General features: G+C 66.6%; 18 protein-coding genes, 1 tRNA gene and 1 pseudogene. 9 read left to right on the top strand and 11 right to left on the bottom strand.

The features are described from left to right. The first annotated feature begins 147 nt into the window (after positions 1 to 147). The 4 genes from egtA to egtD all read left to right on the top strand — a co-directional run bounded on the left by egtA (position 148) and on the right by egtD (position 4750). Positions 148 to 1443, top strand: coding sequence for an ergothioneine biosynthesis glutamate--cysteine ligase EgtA (egtA, locus tag NA10_RS19565; RefSeq protein WP_067570128.1), 1296 nt, complete (start codon positions 148 to 150; stop codon positions 1441 to 1443). Positions 1444 to 1545: 102 nt separating this feature from the next. Beyond that, the gene (gene egtB / locus NA10_RS19560; protein ID WP_067570027.1) at positions 1546 to 2886 is read left to right on the top strand and encodes an ergothioneine biosynthesis protein EgtB; all 1341 of its coding nucleotides are present in this window, start codon (positions 1546 to 1548) and stop codon (positions 2884 to 2886) included. Further along, positions 2886 to 3782 (top strand): class II glutamine amidotransferase, encoded by an 897-nt coding sequence (locus NA10_RS19555; protein WP_084514981.1) that lies wholly within the window; start codon positions 2886 to 2888, stop codon positions 3780 to 3782. The genes egtB and NA10_RS19555 overlap by 1 nt, the downstream gene beginning before the upstream one ends. Then, positions 3779 to 4750, top strand: coding sequence for an L-histidine N(alpha)-methyltransferase (gene egtD / locus NA10_RS19550; RefSeq protein WP_067570023.1), 972 nt, complete (start codon positions 3779 to 3781; stop codon positions 4748 to 4750). The genes NA10_RS19555 and egtD overlap by 4 nt, the downstream gene beginning before the upstream one ends. Before the next feature lies 1 nt (position 4751). Here egtD and NA10_RS19545 read toward each other — a convergent pair whose 3' ends face one another. The 6 genes from NA10_RS19545 to NA10_RS19520 all read right to left on the bottom strand — a co-directional run bounded on the left by NA10_RS19545 (position 4752) and on the right by NA10_RS19520 (position 9339). Beyond that, positions 4752 to 5384 (bottom strand): DUF2461 domain-containing protein, encoded by a 633-nt coding sequence (locus NA10_RS19545; RefSeq protein ID WP_067570021.1) that lies wholly within the window; start codon positions 5382 to 5384, stop codon positions 4752 to 4754. Positions 5385 to 5387: 3 nt separating this feature from the next. After that, positions 5388 to 6059, bottom strand: coding sequence for a hypothetical protein (locus NA10_RS19540; RefSeq protein WP_067570019.1), 672 nt, complete (start codon positions 6057 to 6059; stop codon positions 5388 to 5390). Positions 6060 to 6151: 92 nt separating this feature from the next. Continuing rightward, complete coding sequence (locus NA10_RS19535; protein WP_245677604.1) at positions 6152 to 6517, bottom strand: hypothetical protein; 366 nt, start codon at positions 6515 to 6517, stop codon at positions 6152 to 6154. A 163-nt stretch (positions 6518 to 6680) separates the two neighbouring features. Then, the gene (locus NA10_RS19530) at positions 6681 to 7661 is read right to left on the bottom strand and encodes a ribose-phosphate diphosphokinase (protein ID WP_067570015.1); all 981 of its coding nucleotides are present in this window, start codon (positions 7659 to 7661) and stop codon (positions 6681 to 6683) included. Then, positions 7658 to 9160 carry a bifunctional UDP-N-acetylglucosamine diphosphorylase/glucosamine-1-phosphate N-acetyltransferase GlmU gene (gene glmU, locus NA10_RS19525; protein WP_067570013.1) on the bottom strand — a complete coding sequence of 501 codons (1503 nt, stop codon included), beginning with the start codon at positions 9158 to 9160 and terminating at the stop codon, positions 7658 to 7660. Before glmU ends, NA10_RS19530 begins: the two co-directional genes overlap by 4 nt. A gap of 108 nt (positions 9161 to 9268) precedes the next feature. Further along, positions 9269 to 9339, bottom strand: a tRNA-Gln gene (locus tag NA10_RS19520). 379 nt (positions 9340 to 9718) lie between these two features. Here NA10_RS19520 and NA10_RS19515 point away from each other — a divergent pair. Together NA10_RS19515 and NA10_RS19510 are read left to right on the top strand one after the other, a co-directional pair. Continuing rightward, positions 9719 to 10342 carry a TetR/AcrR family transcriptional regulator gene (locus NA10_RS19515; RefSeq protein ID WP_067570011.1) on the top strand — a complete coding sequence of 208 codons (624 nt, stop codon included), beginning with the start codon at positions 9719 to 9721 and terminating at the stop codon, positions 10340 to 10342. 208 nt (positions 10343 to 10550) lie between these two features. Beyond that, positions 10551 to 11198, top strand: a pseudogene (locus NA10_RS19510) (TetR family transcriptional regulator). Positions 11199 to 11207: 9 nt separating this feature from the next. On the opposite strand, the gene NA10_RS19505 reads toward NA10_RS19510, so the two are convergent. Continuing rightward, positions 11208 to 11618 (bottom strand): DUF1801 domain-containing protein, encoded by a 411-nt coding sequence (locus NA10_RS19505; protein ID WP_067570009.1) that lies wholly within the window; start codon positions 11616 to 11618, stop codon positions 11208 to 11210. A gap of 108 nt (positions 11619 to 11726) precedes the next feature. On the opposite strand from NA10_RS19505, the gene mfd reads away from it, so the two are divergent. The 3 genes from mfd (at position 11727) to NA10_RS19490 (ending at position 16919) form a co-directional block, all read left to right on the top strand. Further along, the gene (gene mfd, locus NA10_RS19500) at positions 11727 to 15344 is read left to right on the top strand and encodes a transcription-repair coupling factor (protein ID WP_067570007.1); all 3618 of its coding nucleotides are present in this window, start codon (positions 11727 to 11729) and stop codon (positions 15342 to 15344) included. Between the two features lie 92 nt (positions 15345 to 15436). After that, a complete protein-coding gene (locus NA10_RS19495) occupies positions 15437 to 16105 on the top strand; it encodes a nucleoside triphosphate pyrophosphohydrolase (RefSeq protein ID WP_067570126.1) in 669 nt (222 codons plus the stop codon). Between the two features lie 109 nt (positions 16106 to 16214). After that, entirely contained in the window at positions 16215 to 16919 is a 705-nt protein-coding gene (locus tag NA10_RS19490; RefSeq protein ID WP_067570005.1) for a sensor domain-containing protein, read from the top strand. Positions 16920 to 16925: 6 nt separating this feature from the next. On the opposite strand, the gene NA10_RS19485 is transcribed toward NA10_RS19490, so the two are convergent. The 4 genes from NA10_RS19485 to NA10_RS19470 form a co-directional block, all read right to left on the bottom strand. Further along, positions 16926 to 17222 carry an antibiotic biosynthesis monooxygenase family protein gene (locus NA10_RS19485; RefSeq protein WP_067570003.1) on the bottom strand — a complete coding sequence of 99 codons (297 nt, stop codon included), beginning with the start codon at positions 17220 to 17222 and terminating at the stop codon, positions 16926 to 16928. Then, on the bottom strand, positions 17222 to 17818 hold the full coding sequence (locus NA10_RS19480) for a TetR/AcrR family transcriptional regulator (protein ID WP_067570001.1): 597 nt from the start codon (positions 17816 to 17818) through the stop codon (positions 17222 to 17224). The genes NA10_RS19485 and NA10_RS19480 overlap by 1 nt, the downstream gene beginning before the upstream one ends. 214 nt (positions 17819 to 18032) lie before the next feature. After that, the gene (locus NA10_RS19475; RefSeq protein WP_067570124.1) at positions 18033 to 18608 is read right to left on the bottom strand and encodes a TerD family protein; all 576 of its coding nucleotides are present in this window, start codon (positions 18606 to 18608) and stop codon (positions 18033 to 18035) included. A gap of 147 nt (positions 18609 to 18755) precedes the next feature. Beyond that, positions 18756 to 19247 carry a pyridoxamine 5'-phosphate oxidase family protein gene (locus NA10_RS19470; protein WP_067569999.1) on the bottom strand — a complete coding sequence of 164 codons (492 nt, stop codon included), beginning with the start codon at positions 19245 to 19247 and terminating at the stop codon, positions 18756 to 18758. Positions 19248 to 19519: the final 272 nt, after the last annotated feature.

Here is a 19519-nt window from a genome sequence, read left to right as displayed (position 1 = left end):
TTTGTTGTCGGTGTTCCTCGCTACCCTGGATTGATCGCCCGGTGCGCCGGGCGGTCGAAGTTCACTCGAGCGGAGGTTGGCATGGCGGTTTCGACATCCCTCACCGATTTGCCGCGAGTTGCCGGGCATGCGGGGCAGACCACCGCCGTGCAGACCGGGCGGGTCGCGCGGGCTCCGGGGAGTGAGTTCTCCAGCCGGGCCGCGGCGGAGGCCTATATCGGTAAGGTCTGTTTCAAGCAGGGTCCACCCGCGCTCATCGGCGCCGAATTGGAGTGGCTCACCGCGCAGGGGGAGCCTTCGGCGTCGGCCCCGCGTCCACAGTTGACTGTGCTGGCGGACGCACTGGGGCCCTATGCGCCGCAGTCCATTTCACCAGATTCCCCGGCGCATCCACTGCCGGGAGGTAGCCGGGTCACCATCGAACCCGGCGGCCAGATCGAACTCTCCAGTGCCCCGTTCGGCTCCGCCGCCGAACTGTGTGAGCGCCTGCGCACCGATACGGTGCGCCTGCGGGAACTCCTGGAATCCCGCGATATCCACACCTTCTCCGCCTCCGCCGATCCGGCCCGCGGACCCCAGCGCCTGCTCCAACTCCCGCGCTATCGCGCCATGGAGCGCTCCTTCGCCGGAATCGGTCCCTTCGGCGCACTCATGATGTGCAATACGGCGGCCACCCAGGTCAGCATCGACGCCGGAGCGGACGATGCGGACATCACCGCCCGCCTCACCGCCCTCTACGCCATCGGCCCCGCCCTGCTGGCCGCCTTCGCCTGTTCACCCACCCTGAGCGGTGCGCCCCCGGGCGCCTGGGCCTCCCAGCGCATGCGCACCTGGCTCCGCCTGGACCACCTCCGCACCCGCCCACCCGTCCACGACTGGCCCGATCCGGTCGCCGGTTACGCCCGCTGGGTCCTGGACGTACCCCTGCTCTGCGTACGGCCGGACGCGCACGGCAATGGCTCCGGTGTGCCCGCGTCCACCGCGGATTGGTCGGCTCCCCCCGGTGCGACCTTCGCCGACTGGCTGTGCGGTGCGCTGGACGACGAAATCGGTCGCCGCCCAGACCAATCCGACCTGGACTACCACCTGACCACGGTCTTCCCTCCGGTCCGGGCCTCCGGCCATCTGGAAGTCCGCTACCTGGACGCCCAGCCGGGCGACAGTTGGACGGTCCCGGTGCACGCCATCGACGCCCTGGTCTCCGCACCGGCGGTGGTGGCCGAAGCGACCGCACTCGCCGCTTCGACCGCCGGACTCTGGTCCGAGGCGGCCCGCTACGGCCTCGCCGACCCCGAAATCCGTGCCGCCGCGGTAGCTCTCCTGGACCTGGCCACCGCCCACGCCGCATCTCCCACCGCCGCGGCGGAATTGGCGGCCGCTGCCGACCGATGTCGCCGGGGCTCACCACCCACCACCGATCCAGAATCCGGGCCCGGCGTATGAGCGCGCCCACGGCGGCGCGCATCAGCAGCGGCCGCCGGGCTTCGGCGCGCGGTGACAAGGGCCGGGCGCTTTTCATTCTCGAATCGAATTCGGAGTTTTCTCATGACTATTCAGCTACCGGGCACTGATCGGGGCGAGACGGAACGGCTGCGGGAGCGGATCGCGCGGGTGTTGGAGCGGTCTCGGGCGCGGACCGCGGGGTTGACCGATTGCCTGGATGAGGCCGAGTTGGTGGCGCAGCATTCGCGGATCATGAGTCCGCTGGTGTGGGATCTGGCGCATATCGGCAATCAGGAAGAGCTGTGGCTGGTGCGGGACGTGGGTGGGCGGGAAGCCGTGCGCTCGGATATCGACGAGCTGTATGACGCGTTCAAGCACGCCCGGGCGCATCGGCCCGCGCTGCCGCTGTTGAATCCGGGGCAGGCGCGGGAGTATGTCGGGCAGGTGCGCGCGAAGGTGTGGGATGTGCTGGAGCACAGTCCATTACGCGGTGCGGAGCTGGTCACCGACGGGTTCGCGTTCGGGATGATCGCCCAGCATGAGCAGCAGCACGACGAGACCATGCTCGCCACGCACCAACTGCGGCAGGGGGAGGCGGTGCTCGGCGCACCCGCCCCGCCGACCGGGACGCATCCGGTGCGCGGCGAAGTCGTCATTCCCGCAGGCGAATTCGTCATGGGCACCGATAGCGATCCGTGGGCGCTGGACAATGAACGGCCCGCGCACCCGGTGCACGTGCCGGGTTTCGCCATCGATATCGCGCCCATCACCAATGCGCAGTATCTGGAATTCATGGCGGACGGCGGTTACGACCGTCCCGAACTCTGGTCCGAGCGCGGTTGGGCGCATCGCACCGAGGCCGGTCTGATCTCCCCGCAATTCTGGGAGCGGGACGGCGGCGGCCATTGGTGGCGCAGGGTTTTCGGCACCATGGGGCCGCTGCGCCCGCACCAGCCGGTCCTGCACGTCTGCTATTTCGAGGCCGAGGCGTACGCCGCCTGGGCGGGCAAACGCCTTCCCACGGAAGCGGAATGGGAGAAGGCCGCCCGCTTCGACCCCGCCACCGGCCGTTCCCGCCGCTACCCCTGGGGCGATGCCGACCCCACCCCGGAAACCGCGAATCTCGGTCAGCGCCACCTGGAACCGGCCGACGCCGGGGCCTATCCGGCGGGCGTGTCCCCGCACGGCGTGCACCAGTTGATCGGCGACGTCTGGGAGTGGACCTCCTCGGACTTCACCCCCTACCCCGGCTTCCGCCCCTTCCCATACCGCGAATACTCCGAGGTCTTCTTCGGCGGCGACTACCGAGTCCTGCGCGGTGGCTCCTTCGGCGCGGACGAGGTCGCAGTCCGCGGCACCTTCCGCAACTGGGACCACCCCATCCGCCGCCAGATCTTCGCCGGCTTCCGCCTGGCCCGAGACCTCACCCCGGCGGACCTCTGATGTGCCGCCACCTCGCCTACCTCGGCCCGCCCGCCCCCGTAGCCGACCTCCTCACCCGAGGCCCCCACTCCCTCCGCACCCAATCCTGGGCTCCCCGCGATATGCGCGGCGGCGGCACCATCAACGCCGACGGCTTCGGCATAGCCTGGTGGACCCCCACACCCCCCACCGAAGCCACAATCCGGCCCGCCCCCACCGATCAAAGCCCGCCGCCCCCGGACCCGGCCGCCGCCGACCCCCGACCGGAATCAACCGGCAGGCGGAATTCCGCATCGAACCTCGGTACGCGGGAGGCCGGGCCGACCCGCTATCGCAATGCGGCTCCGATCTGGACCGATCCGGCCGTGGATGAGGTTCTCCCACAGATCCATTCACCCGCGGTGTTGGCCGCGATCCGCTCGGCGACGGTAGGCATGCCGGTGGAGCGCACCGCGTGCGCCCCATTCACCCACGGCCGCTGGGCTTTCAGCCATAACGGCGTGATTCCCGACTGGCGCGGCACCCTCACCGCCGTCGCAACGAAGTTCGACTCACCGTCTCTCCTGGAGGCCGAGTCGATGACGGATTCCGCCGCCCTCTGGGTGATCCTGCGCGGTCGGCTGGAGAGCGAATCGTCGCCGGAGGCCGCACTGCGCGAGGTTGTTCGGGCGGTGGCGGGGTTGTCGCCGGGGGCTCGGCTGAATTTGCTGGTGGGGGATGGGGAGACGGTGTGGGCCACTACGTGGCGGCATGCGCTGTCGGTGCTGGTGGGGGATGAGTTCGTGGTGGTCGCCTCGGAGCCCTATGACGACGATCCGCGGTGGCAGGCCGTCGGGGATCGGCAGATCGTCGTGGCGCGGCCGGGGTGGCTGTCGGTGCAGGACCTGGATATCGAAATCGGAAGGGCTGGTTCATGAGTGCCGCATCGCTGGACATTCATTTGACGGACGAGGATTTGACCGCCGCCCTGCGCGCGGATGTGCGCGCGGGGCTGACGGCGGAACCGAAGTGGTTGCCGCCCAAGTGGTTCTACGATGCACGCGGGAGCGAACTGTTCGAGCTCATTACCGAACTCCCGGAGTATTACCCGACCCGCACCGAGCGGGCCCTGCTGGAGCGGGTGGTGGGGGAGATCGCCCGGCTGGCGCAGGCCGAGGTGCTGGTGGAGCTCGGCGCGGGTTCGGCGGCCAAGACCCGGCTGCTGCTCGACGCGCTCACCACCGAGGGACCGCTGAAGACCTATGTGCCGCAGGATGTCTCGGTCTCGGCGCTGACCGCAGCGGCCGATCAGGTCGCGGCCGAATTCCCGGGGCTGAGCGTGCACGGTGTGGTCAGTGACTTCACCGCCACCCTGGACAATCTGCCGCGCGGCGGGCGGCGCATGATCGCCTTCCTGGGCGGCACCATCGGCAATCTGGCGCCGCGCGAGCGCGCGGAATTCCTGGCCGGTGTGCACGATGTGCTGGAGCCGGGCGAACAACTGCTGCTCGGTGCGGGACTGGTGATCGATCCCGCGATTCTGGTGCCCGCCTACGATGATGCCGCCGGGGTGACCGCCGAATTCAATCGCAATGTGCTGCACGTGCTCAATTCCCGGCTGGACGCGAATTTCGAGCCGGAGAAATTCGCGCATATCGCGCTCTGGGATGCCGAGCACGAGTGGATCGAAATGCGTTTGGAGGCAACCGAAGCGGTCACCGTCACCATCGCCGAACTGGATCTGACGGTGGACTTCGCGAAGGGCGAGCAACTGCGCACCGAGATCTCCGCCAAATTCCGCCGCGCGGGTCTGGAAAAGGAGCTGGCCGCGGCGGGATTCGCGACCGAGCGCATTTGGACCGATCCGGACGGCCGATTCGCGCTGGTGCTGGCCGAACGCCGCTGACTCAACCCGTCACGGCGGCAAGCCATTCCATGGTCGGGCGCATGGCTTCCCACGCGGCGCGAATCTCCTTCGCCGCGCGGGGAGTCTCCAACCAGGGGGGAGCCCCGAAATCCTTACTGATGACCAGGGATTTGTGCCGGAGCAGTTCGATCCGCGGATGGTCGGCGGCGTACCCCTTGGGTTTGGTGGCGAGTTTGTCCCCGCCGATCGTGTACCCCGCCTTGACCATTCCGGCCAGCAGCCGCTCCAGTTCCGGCCCGCGCACCTCATTGTCGATGGTGCTGCGCAACTGAGCGAGCTGCGCCGGTGAGGGCCCGTAGATCCCCGCGGCGACGAATAACCCGCCCGCCCCGATCTGCACATACCACCCGCCCCCGGAGGTGGCGTGCACCGTCGCGCCCTGATGATTCTTATAGGGCGTCTTATCCTTGGAGAACCGGATATCGCGATACGGCCGAAAGAATTTGGCCGTCCCGAAATCCGGTTCCAATTCGGCGAGCAGGGCCTGCATGGGATCCCGCACCGCCGTCTCCCACACCTTCTTGTTCGCGGTCCAGAAGGCTTTGGAGTTGTCGGCCTCGAGGTCATCGTAGAAGTCGAGTCCGGCGAGCGGGAATCCGGTGAACGTGGTCATGGCTCAGTTCAGGCTCGAGCCGTAGATGGCGAGTCCGATAATGAAGCCGAGCACCATGCATACGCCCGCGGCGATGGCGGCCCACTTGCCGAGCGGCTCACCCTTGTTGTTGCCGATAATGCCGAGCACGATTCCGGCGATGCCGAATCCGGGCGGGCAGAACAGCAAAGCGATTGCGGCGCAGACGAATCCGATAATGGAGAAGACCTGCGTGCCGGAGCGCGGCGGCGGTGCGCCGTACGGCTGCGCGGGAAACGGCTGATATCCCGGCTGCCCGTACGGCTGTTGTCCGTAAGGCTGCTGCTGCCCGTACTGCTGCTGACCATAGGGCTGCTGCGGATACGGCTGCTGCGGATACGCCGGATACCCGGCCTGCTCACCCTGCGGCTGTCCGCCCATCGGCGGATAGTTGTACATCCCACCCGCCGGATATTCGCCCTGCGGCGGCTGCGATCCCGGAGCGCCCGGGTTGTACTGCGTGGTCGGCGCGTCCTGCCACTGCCCGGCCGCGGGCTGCGCCGGATCGCTCCACTGCCCCGCGGCGGGCGCATCCTGCGGCTGACCCGAAGGCGCGGGCGTCGAGCTTTCCGGAGCCGAGCCTTCCGGTGTGGCGTCGGGCTTCTTCTTGAACATGTCGCCCGGATCGGACTGGGGTTCGTGCGGCGGCGTGCTCATGTCGCGCCTTCCTTGGAGGTCGGTGTGAACGCTTTCCATGGGTATCACACTGCGGGCCGTCCCGCGTAACAGCGCGGCCCCCGCAAAATGCGCTAGTCGCCCAATTCGTCGACGATTTCCATGGCGGCGAGCTCCGCGGGCCGGTCATCCTCGGCCTTGTTCTCATCGCGCCGGCGGCGGCGGGTCCACTCCTGGTCGAGTTCGGCTTCGATGCCGAGCCTGCCGTTATCCTCGTTCTCGCGGTTGCGGATGACGAGTTCGTCCGGTGGGTCGGCGATATAGCGCTCGTATTCGCGCACCTCGTCGGCCTGGTCGTCATCGCCCATGTCGTAGTCGAGGTCTTCGATGTCCTCGGTGTCGAGCACCTCGTCGATGAGCTGATCCTCGTCATCATTGCGCCGGTCGTCCATACGGAACCACACCTCTCCGCGCGTCAGCGCACCCGTAGCAAGTGGCATACGGGTGCAACGCTACCGCCGCCGCGCCTTGGAACGCGACAACTGATTTCGTGAGGGCGGATAACTCGCCGGGTACGCCCAAAACTTGGGGCGCACCCGACGGTGGGCACGCGAATGGGACTTCAGGGGCTCTTGGCCGTGCGCTGAAGATCCGGGGAGGCGGTCAAGCGTTGCCGTTGAAAAGCCCTGTCACAGAGCCGTTTTCGAAGACCTCGCGGATGGTCTGCGCCAGCAGCGGCGCGATCGAGAGCACCGTCAGCGTCGGGAACTTCTTGTCCTCGTCGATGGGCAGCGTATTGGTGACCACGACCTCTTTCGCGCCGCAATTGGCCAGGCGCTCGGCGGCCGGATGGCTCAGGATGCCGTGCGTGGCGGCGATGACGACATCGCCCGCGCCAGCCTCCTTCAGCACCTTGACCGCACCGGCGATGGTGCCACCGGTATCGATCATGTCGTCGATCAGGATGCAGGTGCGGCCCTCGACCTCGCCGACCACGCGGTTGGCCACGACCTGATTGGCCACCAGCGGATCACGGGTCTTGTGGATGAACGCCAGCGGCGCATCCGAGAGCGAGTTGGCCCACTTCTCGGCGACCTTCACGCGGCCCGCGTCCGGGGAGACCACGGCGATATTGTCCAGCGCGTAGTTATTCCGAATGTGCTCGGCCAGCTGCACCTGCGCGTGCATGTGATCGACCGGGCCGTCGAAGAAGCCCTGGATCTGATCGGTGTGCAGGTCGACGGTGATGATGCGGTCGACGCCCGCGGTCTTGAGCAGATCGGCGATCAGGCGGGCCGAGATGGGCTCGCGACCGCGGTGCTTCTTGTCCTGGCGGGCGTACGGGTAGAACGGCAGCACCGAGGTGATGCGCTTGGCCGAACCACGCTTGAGGGCGTCGATCATGATGAGGTGCTCCATGACCCACTGGTTCAGCGGGGCCGGGAAGCTTTGCAGCACGAAGGCGTCGGAGCCGCGAACCGATTCCTCGAACCGGACGAAGGTCTCGCCGTTCGCGAAATCGCGCGCGGTCTGCGGGGTCACATGGACGTTGAGTTCCTTGGCCACCGCCTCGGCGAGCTCGGGATGAGCGCGTCCCGAGAACAGCATCAGGTTCTTGTGGTTTTCGGTAGAGAACGCGGTCACGGACGTTCGCCATCCTTTTGCTCGTTGGATATCTCGGTCTTGCTCGGTTCGTCCGAGTTGCCCGCGAGAGCCGACTCGGCCGCGCGGGCGGCATCGGTGCCGGGGCGATTGCGCTGCACCCAGCCGTCGATATTGCGTTGCGCTCCGCCCGACACCGCCAGAGCCCCCGGTGGAACGCTTCTGCGCAGTACAGTACCTGCCGCCGTATAGGAGCCGTCACCCACGGTGATCGGTGCGACGAACATGGTGTCGCTGCCCGTGCGGACATGCGATCCGACCACGGTGTGATGCTTGCGCACGCCGTCGTAGTTGACGAAGACGCTGGACGCACCGATGTTGCTGTGCTCGCCGATGGTGGCGTCGCCCACATAGGTCAGATGCGGAACCTTGGAGTGCGCGCCGATTTTCGCGTTCTTGGTCTCCACGAACGCGCCCAGCTTTCCGGCCTCGCCGACCGAGGTGCCGGGGCGCAGATAGGCGAACGGGCCGATATTCGCGCCCGGGCCGATATTGGCCTTCTCGCCGTGCGTGCGCACCACCTTCGCACCCTCGCCGACGACCACATCGGTGAGCGTGGAATCGGGTCCGACCTCGGCGTCCTCGCCGATGATGGTGTCGCCCAGCAGTTGTACGCCCGGTTTGATCACCGCATCGCGGCCGATGACCACGCTGCCGTCGATCCAGGTGGTGGCCGGATCGATGATGGTGACCCCGGCGCGCATATGCCGCTCCACGATGTACCGGTTCAGCGTGCGCGCGGCATCGGCCAATTGCACGCGGTCATTGACCCCGGTCACCTTGGCGGAGTCCAGAAGTCGCGCACCGTGCACCGGATGTCCGGCCTCGCGAGCGAGTTTCAGCACATCGGTGAGGTACAGCTCGTAGCGCGCGTTGTCGGTGTCGATGCGGGTGATCATCACGCGCAGCACCGCGGCGTCGAAAACGTATACGCCGGAGTTGACCTCGCCGATGGCGGCCTGGGCCGGGGTGGCGTCGGCGTGCTCGACGATCTCGAGCAGATGGCCCTCGGCATCGCGCACGATGCGGCCGTAGCCGTTCGGATCCTCGGGTGCGAAGGTCAGCACCGTGACCGCGGAGCGCTCGGTATAACTGCGATGCTCGTCCAGGAGCGCGTTCAGGGTGTGCCCGTCCAGCAGCGGCACATCCGCGTAGGTGACCAGGACGTCCCCGGTGAAATCCTCCGGCAGCGCGGTGAGCGCGCACTGGACGGCGTGCCCGGTGCCGCGCTGTTCCTCCTGTACCGCCAGGATGATCTGGCGGCCGAGCTCTGCGCCCACCTTGCCCACCGCGTCGCCGACCTGTTCGCGGTCGTGGCCGATCACGGTGATGAGGTACGTCGGGTCGATCTCGTTCGCCGCATGCAGCGCGTGCGCGAGCATGCTGCGGCCGGACATCCGGTGCAACACCTTGGGGGTCTTGGACCGCATTCGGGTTCCGGCTCCGGCGGCGAGAACGACGACGGCGGTCTGCTGTGGCATGGATCTCCCTCGGCTGCGCGTCATCGTGCTGAGTTCTTTGTTGCGCTGGGCCACAGTTGTGCTGCGTCAGCGATGTGCGGGGCCAACCATAGTGACCCCGTTCGCGAGCTCCGCCGCCAGGACTCGAACCTGAACTAACTGAACCAAAATCAGTGGTGCTGCCATTACACTACGGCGGATTGCAACCCGGCGGACCGTTCGGTTCGCCGAACCTGCGTTTCTATGGCATGCGCGTAGATACTCGCACATGCCCCCGCCTTCACGCGATTTTTGCTGGACCGCCTCCGCGAATCTTTTGCCGAGCACTGGGTGAACAGGGATTTTTCCGGCGGGTCGTCGGTGGGGACCTGGTCGATTTCGGATGTCCCCGCCGGGTTACCCCGATCTCACGGGAGCAGTCGTGACGTTCGCATCGGCGGGTGTTCCAGCCGACAGATGACGGCGGGGCGCTCTGAGACAGTTTGTTTCTCATCTGGTTGAGTTGTAGGACGTTCGTACGGCATACAGGGAGGCGGGGCGATGACTTCGGGTGATGGCAGCCGGGTGTCGCGTCCGCGGATGACGGGGACGCAGCGGCGGCAGCAGCTCATCGAGATCGGCCGGGCGCTGTTCGCCGAGCGGGGGTACGACGCGACATCGGTGGAGGAGATCGCGCAGCGGGCGCAGGTGTCCAAACCCGTGGTGTACGAACACTTCGGCGGCAAGGAGGGTTTGTATGCCGTCGTGGTGGATCGGGAGATGTCCACGCTGCTGGAGATGATCACCGCGTCGCTGTCGCAGAACCGGTCGCGGGTGCGGCTCGAGCAGGTGGCGCTGGCGTTGCTCACCTATATGGAGGAGCGCACCGACGGGTTCCGCATCCTGGTGCGAGATCAACCGGCCTCCGCCGCCGAGGGCACCTACTCCAGTCTGTTGAACGAAGCGGTAAATCAGGTGGCGCACATACTCGCCGGTGATTTCGAGCGTCGCGGTTTGGATATGAGTCTGGCGACGCTGTACGCACAAGCGCTGGTGGGGATGGTCGCAACGGCGGCGTCGTGGTGGCTGGACGTGCGATCACCCTCGAAGGAAGTGGTCGCCGCGCACCTGGTGAACCTGTGCTGGAACGGCCTCACGCATCTGGAGGCCGACCCCAAGCTGGCGTCGGAATGGCCCAGTGGCAAAGGCGTACGAGACCTATAGGTCTGAAAATGGTGTGGCACAGCGGCGGAACTGGAGAGTTAACCAGTGAATTGCGATGGAGGACGGGTCGAATGCTCGAATCGACTGGCATACGGCAGCCGGGTGGTACGGTTCACCCATCCTTCGAGTGCTGTTCGAACTGTGATGTCGGTCAACTTCGGGATGTCGGTCTACTTCAGGATGGCTGGTTTGATGACAGGCGGATCTGATGGCTAGGCAAGCGCGTGCGGAGATCACTCGCGATTCCGTGCTCGCGGGCGCGGCCGATGTCTTTCTCCGATTGGGGTACGCGAACGCGTCCCTGTCCGAGATCATCGCACAATCGAATGTGACCAAGGGCGCCTTGTACTTTCACTTCGGCTCCAAGGAGGAGCTGGCCCGCGCCGTGGTCGATCAGGGCAATGAGCGACTGATCAGCGCGTGTCAGGGCTTCTTCGATCCGCGCGTGCCCGCGCTGGAGGCGTGCATCGGAATCACCTATGTGGTGGCCGATTTGACGATGAACGATCCGATGGTCGGGGCGATGCTCAAGCTGACCCATCAGATCGGCGACTACCGCGGGGCCACCGGTGAGAACATCGCCAAGACCTGGGGTGAGACGCATCGGCTGCTCGCGGAACGCGCTATCGCACAGGGCGATTTGCAGCCCGACCTGGATCCGGAGACCATCGGCCTGCTGCTGCAGGAGGTGACCACCGGCGTCCATATGGTCGCGGTCAGCACCGAGACCATCGATCAGATGGCGACGTGAATGGAACGGGCCTGGTACTTCCTGCTCCCGTCCATCGTCCCGGACGAAAAGGTCGCGTACTTCAGGGAATTCGCCGCCAGGCGTCTCCGCCGCTACGTGCAGTGACAGCGGCGGTTACCGGGGGATATCCGGATTCTCGCGTTTGAGTCGTCGCCAGCCACCCGCGCGGTTGTTGGCGACGATCTGTTTGAACATGGCGAGAAGGGCTGGGGCGTTGAGCGTTTCGCCCTCCTGGACGGCGATCATGCGGGCGGTCTTGTTCTCGTGGCCGCCGGTGATGATGCCGTGCGGGTCGGGAACTATGCCGCCGTCGTAGAGGAAGATGTCCACGGCCTTCCTGGCGCCCAGCAGGGCGCAGATATTTCCGTCGAGGACGAAATACGGTTGGACCGTCCGCTTGATCGTCTCCTGGACCGCCGGGTCCGCCGCGTGCACCAGCTCGCGCACTTCTTGGCAGATGGTGCGCTGCCATTCGGGTAGCCCCTCTATATAGGCGTCCACCCGAGGGTCGGCCAAATAGGACATACAGCCATGAAAGCACGTGGAGACAGCGTCTGTGTGAAAGCCGTCAGTCCCCGTGATTAAACTCGGGTGGTTGTCCGAACCGCTGATCTGCGTCCAGGAGTCTGCCTCATGTCGAGCCAACGTCCACCTCTCGCGGGACTGGCCGCAGTGGCCGCTGCCGACACTTCGTTGCAGCAGGTCAAGGGCCTGATCGGGCGGGAGTCGGCCATGCTGGTCGCGCCCTCGGCGGTACGGCCGTTCGTGGCGGCGACCATCGCGGGGGAGCGACCGCTGGTGGTGGTCACGGCCACCGGGCGCGAGGCCGACGATCTCACCGCCGAGCTCACCGAGATGCTCGGCGCGGGGGTGGCGGTCTTCCCGTCCTGGGAGACGCTGCCGCATGAGCGGTTGTCCCCGGGCGCGGATACCGTCGGCAAGCGGTTGCAGGTGCTGCGACGGCTCGCCCATCCCGAGGATCCGGTGTACGCGGAGCCGCTGCGCGTGGTGGTGACCACGGTGCGCTCGCTCATGCAGCCGATGGCGCGCGGGCTCGGCGATCTGGAACCCATTGTGCTGCGTGTCGGCGCGGAGTTCGATTTCGACGAATTGCTCGCCCGGCTGGTGGAATTCGCGTACGAGCGCGTCGATATGGTCGGCAAGCGCGGTGAGTTCGCGGTGCGCGGCGGCATTCTCGATCTCTTCCCGCCGACGGCGGATCATCCGGTGCGCGTGGAGTTCTGGGGCGACGAGATCAGCGAACTGCGCGCCTTCGCGGTCGCCGATCAGCGCTCCATCCACGATGTGCCGATCGAACTGGCGGTGGCCCAACCCTGCCGGGAACTGTTGCTCACCAATGAACTTCGCGACCGCGCCGCCGAGGTGGCCGCCGAGAATCCCGCCGACGCGGCCCTGGTGGAGATGCTGGAGAAGATCTCCCAGGGCATTCCGGTGGAGGGTATGGAGGCGCTGCTGCCGGTGCTGCAACCGGGTGAGCTACAGCTGCTCACCGAGGTGCTGCCCGCGCATACCCATGTGCTGCTGTGCGATCCGGAGAAGGTCCGCACCCGCGCCGCCGATCTGGTGCGCACCGGGCAGGAATTCCTGGAGGCGTCCTGGACCGCGGCCTCGTTCGGCGGCGCCGCACCGCTGGGCGCGCACGGTCTGGACCTGGCGGCTTCGGCCTATCGCGGCCTGGACGTGGTGCACGCCGATGCGGAAAAGCACGGCCTGCCCTGGTGGACGCTGAGCCCGCTGATCGCCGATCATCCGGACGAGATCGTGCTGCCGGTGCAGTCCGCGCCCTCGGCGCGCGGCTCGGAGGAGTTGATCGCCACCATCTTCGCCTCGCTGCGCGCGCACGTGTCCACCGGTGGCCGCGCGGTCATCGTGGTGGCGGGACACGGTACGGCACAGCGCATTCTGGAGCGCCTGGCCGATGCCGAGGTGCCCGCGGCCGCGCTGGAGGCCGGGGCCGAACCGGTGCGCGGACTGGTCGGGGTGCTCTGCGGTTCGCTGCACGACGGCATCATGTTCGACGATGCCGGACTGGTGGTGATCGCCGAATCCGATCTCACCGGCAATCGCGTCACCGCACCCGGCGAAGGTAAGAAACTCGCGGCCAAGCGGCGCAATCAGGTCGACCCGCTGGCGCTGCGCGCCGGGGATATGGTCGTGCACGATCAGCACGGCATCGGCCGCTTCGTAGAGATGATCGAGCGCACGGTCGGCGGCGCGCGCCGCGAGTACCTGGTCATCGAGTACGCGCCGAGTAAGCGCGGTCAGCCGGGCGATCGCCTGTTCGTCCCGATGGATTCGCTCGATCAGCTCTCCCGCTATGTCGGCGGTGAGATGCCGAGCCTGTCCAAGATGGGCGGTTCGGATTGGCAGAACACCAAACGCAAGGCGCGCAAGGCCGTTCGCGAGATCGCCACCGAACTGGTCCAGCTGTACGCCGCCCGCCAGGCCGCGCCCGGGCACGCCTTCGGCCCGGACACCCCGTGGCAGGTGGAGATGGAGGACGCCTTCGCCTTCACCGAGACGGTCGATCAGCTCACCGCCATCGCCGAGGTGAAGGCCGATATGGAGAAGGCGGTCCCGATGGACCGCGTCATCTGCGGCGACGTCGGCTACGGCAAGACCGAGATCGCGGTGCGCGCGGCGTTCAAGGCGGTGCAGGACGGTAAGCAGGTCGCCGTGCTGGTGCCGACAACCCTGCTGGCGCAACAGCACTTGCAGACCTTCACCGAACGACTCGCCGGCTTCCCGGTCACCGTGAAGGGGCTGTCCCGCTTCACCGATGCCGCCGAATCGCGCGAGATCATGGAGGGGATGGCCTCGGGCGAGGTCGATATCGTGGTCGGCACGCACCGGCTGTTGCAGACCGGTATCCGCTGGAAAGACCTGGGCCTCACCATTATCGACGAGGAGCAGCGCTTCGGCGTCGAGCACAAGGAGCACATCAAGGCGCTGCGCACGCACGTGGACATGCTCACCATGTCCGCCACGCCGATTCCGCGCACGCTGGAGATGAGCCTGGCGGGCATTCGCGAGATGTCGACCATCCTCACCCCGCCCGAGGAGCGGCATCCGGTGCTGACCTATGTCGGCGCGTACAACGACAAGCAGGTCGCCGCCGCCATTCGCCGTGAGCTGCTCCGGGACGGCCAGATTTTCTATGTCCACAATCGGGTGTCCTCGATCGAGAAGGCCGCCAAGCGGATTCGCGATCTGGTGCCCGAGGCGCGGGTGGCGATCGCGCACGGGCAGATGAACGAGGACACGCTCGAGAAGACCGTGCAGGGTTTCTGGGAGCGCGAATTCGACGTGCTGATCTCCACCACCATCATCGAAACCGGTTTGGACATCTCCAATGCCAATACGCTGATCGTGGAACGCGCTGACGCGCTGGGCCTTTCGCAGCTGCATCAGCTGCGCGGGCGCGTGGGCCGCAGTCGCGAGCGCGGCTACGCGTACTTCCTGTACCCGCCGGAGAAGCCGCTCACCGAGACCGCCTACGACCGCCTGGCCACCATTTCGCAGAACTCGGATCTGGGCGCGGGTATGGCGGTGGCCATGAAGGACTTGGAGATTCGCGGTGCGGGCAATGTGCTCGGCGCGGAACAGTCCGGACATGTCGCGGGCGTCGGTTTCGATCTGTACGTACGCCTGGTCGGCGAGGCGGTGGAGGCCTATCGCGCCGCCGCCGACGGTCGCCCCATCACCGTCGATGAGGAGATCCGCGAGGTACGGATCGACCTTCCGGTGGACGCGCACATTCCGCCGGACTACATCGCCTCGGATCGGCTGCGGCTGGAGGGCTACCGCAAATTGGCCGCCGCCCAGGATGATTCGGGCCTGGCGGCCGTCGTAGAGGAGCTCGTGGACCGCTACGGCCCGCTGCCGGTGGAGGTCGGCCGCCTGGTCTCGGTCGCCAAACTGCGGCTGCTGGCGCGCGAGTACAAGATCGCCGAGATCGGGGTCACCGGCACCACGTTGAAGGTCGCGCCGCTGCAACTGCCGGACTCGAAACAGTTGCGGCTCAAGCGGCTCTACCCGAACGCGACCTACCGCCCCGCCACCGGCATCGTGCAGTTGCCGCTGCCGCGGGTGGAGGACAGTGTCGGCGCGGCCCGCGTCCGCGATGTGCAGGTACTCCAGTTCGTCGCCGATCTGCTGCTGGCCCTGGATGGAAAGGCCCCCGGTGCGGTCGATGTCAGGATCGCGCCCGAGGCGGCCGCGGCCCGATGAGCCCGTCGGACAGCAACGGCGGTGGCCGGTTCGCGTCGGGGTATCGAGCCGCCGGTTCGTCGGGAGGGAACCTGGGAGCCGATACCGCTCGCATGGCGGAGGCGCTCGGGGAAGCTGTCGAGGTCATGGATCGGCTGTGGAAATTCGGCGGCTGGGAGGTCACCCAAACCCACGATTCGCTGCGGCCGTATCTGCTGGAGGAGACCTATGAACTCCTCGACGCGATCCAGGCCGGTGATGCCGGAACCATTCGCGAGGAGCTCGGCGATCTGCTCCTGCAGGTGCTGTTCCACTCCCGAATCGCCGAGGCCGCAGGCGAATTCACCGTTGCCGAGGTGGCGGCCGCGCTGGTCGCCAAGCTGACCCATCGCAGTCCGCACCTGCTCGACGACGGTATCGATCCGGCCGCCGATATCGAATCCAAGATCGCCGCGCAGGAGGCGGCGTGGGAGGAGCGCAAGACCTCCGAGAAGTCGCGCCGCTCCTGTCTGGACGGTATCGCCATGGCGCAGCCCGCATTGGCGCTGGCGGAGAAGGTGCGCTCGCGCAGCGGTAAGGCCGGGCTGCCGGACGAGTTGATTCCGATGGCGCTGCGCGTGGTCGACCTCGGCGGTCCGGGGAGCGCCGAGGAGCGCCTGCGCAAGGCCACCCTCGCCTTCGCCGCCGATATTCGCGCCGCCGAGGATGCGGCGGAAGTCGCTCGCGGCGAACGTCTTCCTCTCACCGCGGCGCAGTGGCGCGAGTTCTGGCCGGGGGCCTGACGCACCGACCGCCCGGCACTTCGCCGTAACCCGATCGCCGCCTATCGGCCGGGCGGTTCGTGGTCGCCGCCCGCTATGCTTCTGCTGTTTCGGGTTCAGAGGAGGGGCAATGCGGGGGCGTGCGGTCGCCATCGGTCTGGCGCTGTTGTTCACGGTGACGGGCTGCGGCAAAGTCGTGAGCGGTGTGGCGTCCCCCGATCCGGTGGTGGTGAAAATGGCCCGCCTGACGCCGGACAAGATCTCCGACGTCATGCTCTCGCTCGACGATGTCGGCAAGATCGTCGCCTCCACCGCCCTCACCCAGCGGTTCGAGAACACGGTCCCGACCGTTCCGAACTTCACCTATTCGCCCGCCGAGTGCGCCCCCATGATGTACACCGCCGATCTGGACACCTACGGCGAGAAGTGGAATGGCTTCCGGCTGCGCTCATTCCGCGAGGCGGACGACAACTATCAGCACGCGATTTACCAGACCGTCTCCACCTATAAGAACTTCCTGGTGGCCGAATCCATGGTCGGCCACTACCGGGACGTGCTCGCGCAGTGCAAGGACAAGGACGTGACCAATACGCCCAAGGACTCCAAGGACAAGCCGAGCGTCCTGCGCGTCACGGCCGTCTCGCACAACACCGACCCCGCCGCCGTCTCGGTCGATTGGACCGTCTCCTCCAGCGGCAGCACCTGGGTCTGCTCGGACACCATGCGCACCCAGGGCAATGCCCTCATCGAGGTCTCCAGCTGCTCCTACGCCGACGCCCGCACCTCCGCCGCCGTCGCGGACCGCATAGCCGCCAAGATCCGCCAGCTCAACTGACCGCGGCTACACCCGGGTGACGGTCTCATAGGTGGTCAGTCGGCTGCTGTCGATGGGCGCGTGATCCGGCCAATGGTGGGCGGCGGTGAAAGCCTCGCTCTCGAGGAACGCGGAATACGCTGCCTCATCGGTGAACTCGAGCACGGAGAGATATCCGCGCCCGTCCTGCCTCGGCCGTAGCAGTCGAGCGGCCGTCAATCCCGGTACGCCGGTGAGTGTTCCGTGCATGGACGCGGCGAAATTTCGTTCGAACACGGGCTCGTTCGCCTGCGCCACGAACAGCTCATTGATCACGACGAACATCAATTCTCCCGAAGTTGTGAGTCGATCCCCACCGCGCGCTCGACGAAAGCCATGGTGAGGCGCCGCACATGCCGGAAATCGGCCCCGGCGTCGAGTCGATCGATGGCCCGCCCGATCGCCCCGTCGATCAGATCCGCCGTCAGGGCCGGATCAGGATCCCCGCGTTCGGCCAGCGCCTCCCGAAGCGGTTCGGCAAGCATCCGATGCGCTCTCGCGATGCGCTCCCGCGCCCCCTCGTCGCGCGGCACCCCACCCCCGAGCACCGCGACCCGATGCGCCCCGGACCCCGCCAGCGCCAACGAAGTTCGCACATAAGCCGCAACTCGCCGATCCGCTCCGTCGACCGCGTCGACGGCCTCCCGAACGACCGCCGCCCAATCCGCGAACGCATTGCCCACAATCCGCTCCAGAATCTCCTCCCCGGAGCGGAAGTACTTGTAAACGCTGCTTCGAGCCAGCCCGGCCGCGGCCCCGACCGCGGCGGGCGTAACCGCCCCGCGGCCCTTACTCAGCAACAGTTCACGAGCCGCCCCCAGCAGCGCATCCTCCTGATTGGCCCGATGCTCGGCCACGGTCGCCGCATCGATCTTCGGCATTGACTCTCCCGCGAACTTGGAAACTCTGTGTCGCCAAACTAGCATAGTTGGCGACACAGCGCCGCTATATTCTCAGGGTTCGAGGAGTTCTGCGCGCAGGCGGAGTATGGAAGAGCAAGTGGATCCCCCTATCCTGATGTCTTCATTTTTAGGACACATTAGGGGCAATGTGTCTCTAAATTTAGGACATCAGGACAGGGGTAATCCGCTCTGATCAGACGTTGACGCCGTAGTCGCGGGCGATGCCGGCCAGGCCGGAGGCGTAGCCCTGGCCGATGGCGCGGAACTTCCATTCCGGGCCGTGCCGGTAGAGCTCACCGAAGACCATGGCGGTTTCGGTGGAGGCGTCCTCGGTGAGGTCGAAGCGGGCCAGTTCGGAGTTGGTCACGGCATCGACCACGCGAATGTAGGCGTTGCGGACCTGTCCGAAGGACTGGCTGCGGATATCGGCCTCGTGGATCGATACCGGGAAGAAGATATTGGTGATCGTCGGGGGCATGGCTGCCAGGTCGACATTGATCACCTCGTCGTCACCGTCACCGGCGCCGGTGAGATTGTCACCGGTGTGCTCGATGGTGCCTTCCGGCGAGCGCAGATTGTTGTAGAACACGAAATGCGCATCCGACAGCACCCGCTGGTTCGGTCCGCAGGCCATCGCGCTGGCATCCAGGTCGTAATCCGCGCCGGTGGTCGTGCGAACGTCCCAACCCAGGCAGACGGCGACCTTGGTGAGGTTCGGGGCCTGTTTGGAGAGCGAAACGTTTCCACCCTTGGCCAAGCTGACAGACATGATCTCCTTCCCCGCGGCGCATTCACACCGCATCCCTTCCCGATTATGGTCGATCCGGGGACCCGCTGTGCGCGTTCATTTCGCCGCGAGCGTTGCGGTTCCGACACCATGTCTGGAATGTCTGAATTGAGAGGGAAGTCGGACCGCTCAGTTGCGTTCGGCGGCCATGGATTTCAGCGTCGCGACCCGTTTCTCCAGATACCGCAATTCTGTCGGATCGATCACATTGCGCTGGATTCCGGCCGCCACCGCGAACGCGGACTGCCGATGATCGTCGATCACCTCGACCTCGAGCGCCACCGCGGTGTAGTCGTCCGCACCGGGCATCGGGTCCGCGAGAATCTCCGCCTGCCCGCGCGCGCAGAGCGCCACATTGCCGCCGCCCAGAATCAGCAGCGCCACCGCCGGACGCTCGCGCAGGCGCGCCAGGGAACCGCGATCGGACTTGAGGCTCAACAGGATCCGCCGATCCCCGGCGCGCACCGGCCACGAGACCGGAATGGCGTGCGGGCTCGGATCGGTGGTCACCAGGACCGCGATGGTGTCGAGCGGCCACTCGGGCAGGACGCTCAGTTCGGGGTGTTCCGTCTCCGGGCCTTCCGTTGAAGACTCTTGCCGTTCCCGCGCTTCGGCTACCATCCGTCTCACCTCACGATCGGGTACCACACAGCGGGCTGGACTGTGCTGCCAGCAAGTGTATGCGGTTGCGGCCGTTACGCGCTCGCGTCCGAAGTGCCGCCCGAAACGTATGATCGGTCACTCTTGTCGGGTTACGGCTGTGAAAATCCCTCCGGACCTGCGGGGTGATGGATTGACTAGCAGCGATAACGGTTGCATCATTCGTTACAGTCCCTCGTCCAAACGAGGTCTTGCGAGTAACCGGCCGATGACCGTCCGGTGAAGGATCGTCC

It is taken from the genome of Nocardia acidivorans NBRC 108247 (assembly GCF_001625085.1).
GTDB lineage: Bacteria > Actinomycetota > Actinomycetes > Mycobacteriales > Mycobacteriaceae > Nocardia > Nocardia acidivorans.
The sequence above is the reverse complement of the archived record's forward strand: the minus strand, read 5'-3'. Positions and strand labels throughout refer to the sequence as shown.

What these genes read in the sequence shown, in the direction of transcription:
- NA10_RS19545 (WP_067570021.1), bottom strand. Translation starts at nt 5,384, where the DNA reads ATGACCACGTTCACCGGATTCCCGCTCGCCGGACTCGACTTCTACGAT.
- NA10_RS19505 (WP_067570009.1), bottom strand. Translation starts at nt 11,618, where the DNA reads ATGTCCTATTTGGCCGACCCTCGGGTGGACGCCTATATAGAGGGGCTA.
- NA10_RS19515 (WP_067570011.1), top strand. Translation starts at nt 9,719, where the DNA reads ATGACGGGGACGCAGCGGCGGCAGCAGCTCATCGAGATCGGCCGGGCG.
- NA10_RS19475 (WP_067570124.1), bottom strand. Translation starts at nt 18,608, where the DNA reads ATGTCTGTCAGCTTGGCCAAGGGTGGAAACGTTTCGCTCTCCAAACAG.
- NA10_RS19485 (WP_067570003.1), bottom strand. Translation starts at nt 17,222, where the DNA reads ATGTTCGTCGTGATCAATGAGCTGTTCGTGGCGCAGGCGAACGAGCCC.
- NA10_RS19470 (WP_067569999.1), bottom strand. Translation starts at nt 19,247, where the DNA reads ATGGTAGCCGAAGCGCGGGAACGGCAAGAGTCTTCAACGGAAGGCCCG.
- NA10_RS19540 (WP_067570019.1), bottom strand. Translation starts at nt 6,059, where the DNA reads ATGAGCACGCCGCCGCACGAACCCCAGTCCGATCCGGGCGACATGTTC.
- NA10_RS19495 (WP_067570126.1), top strand. Translation starts at nt 15,437, where the DNA reads ATGGCGGAGGCGCTCGGGGAAGCTGTCGAGGTCATGGATCGGCTGTGG.
- mfd (WP_067570007.1), top strand. Translation starts at nt 11,727, where the DNA reads ATGTCGAGCCAACGTCCACCTCTCGCGGGACTGGCCGCAGTGGCCGCT.
- glmU (WP_067570013.1), bottom strand. Translation starts at nt 9,160, where the DNA reads ATGCCACAGCAGACCGCCGTCGTCGTTCTCGCCGCCGGAGCCGGAACC.
- egtB (WP_067570027.1), top strand. Translation starts at nt 1,546, where the DNA reads ATGACTATTCAGCTACCGGGCACTGATCGGGGCGAGACGGAACGGCTG.
- egtD (WP_067570023.1), top strand. Translation starts at nt 3,779, where the DNA reads ATGAGTGCCGCATCGCTGGACATTCATTTGACGGACGAGGATTTGACC.
- NA10_RS19480 (WP_067570001.1), bottom strand. Translation starts at nt 17,818, where the DNA reads ATGCCGAAGATCGATGCGGCGACCGTGGCCGAGCATCGGGCCAATCAG.
- NA10_RS19555 (WP_084514981.1), top strand. Translation starts at nt 2,886, where the DNA reads ATGTGCCGCCACCTCGCCTACCTCGGCCCGCCCGCCCCCGTAGCCGAC.
- NA10_RS19535 (WP_245677604.1), bottom strand. Translation starts at nt 6,517, where the DNA reads ATGCCACTTGCTACGGGTGCGCTGACGCGCGGAGAGGTGTGGTTCCGT.
- NA10_RS19490 (WP_067570005.1), top strand. Translation starts at nt 16,215, where the DNA reads ATGCGGGGGCGTGCGGTCGCCATCGGTCTGGCGCTGTTGTTCACGGTG.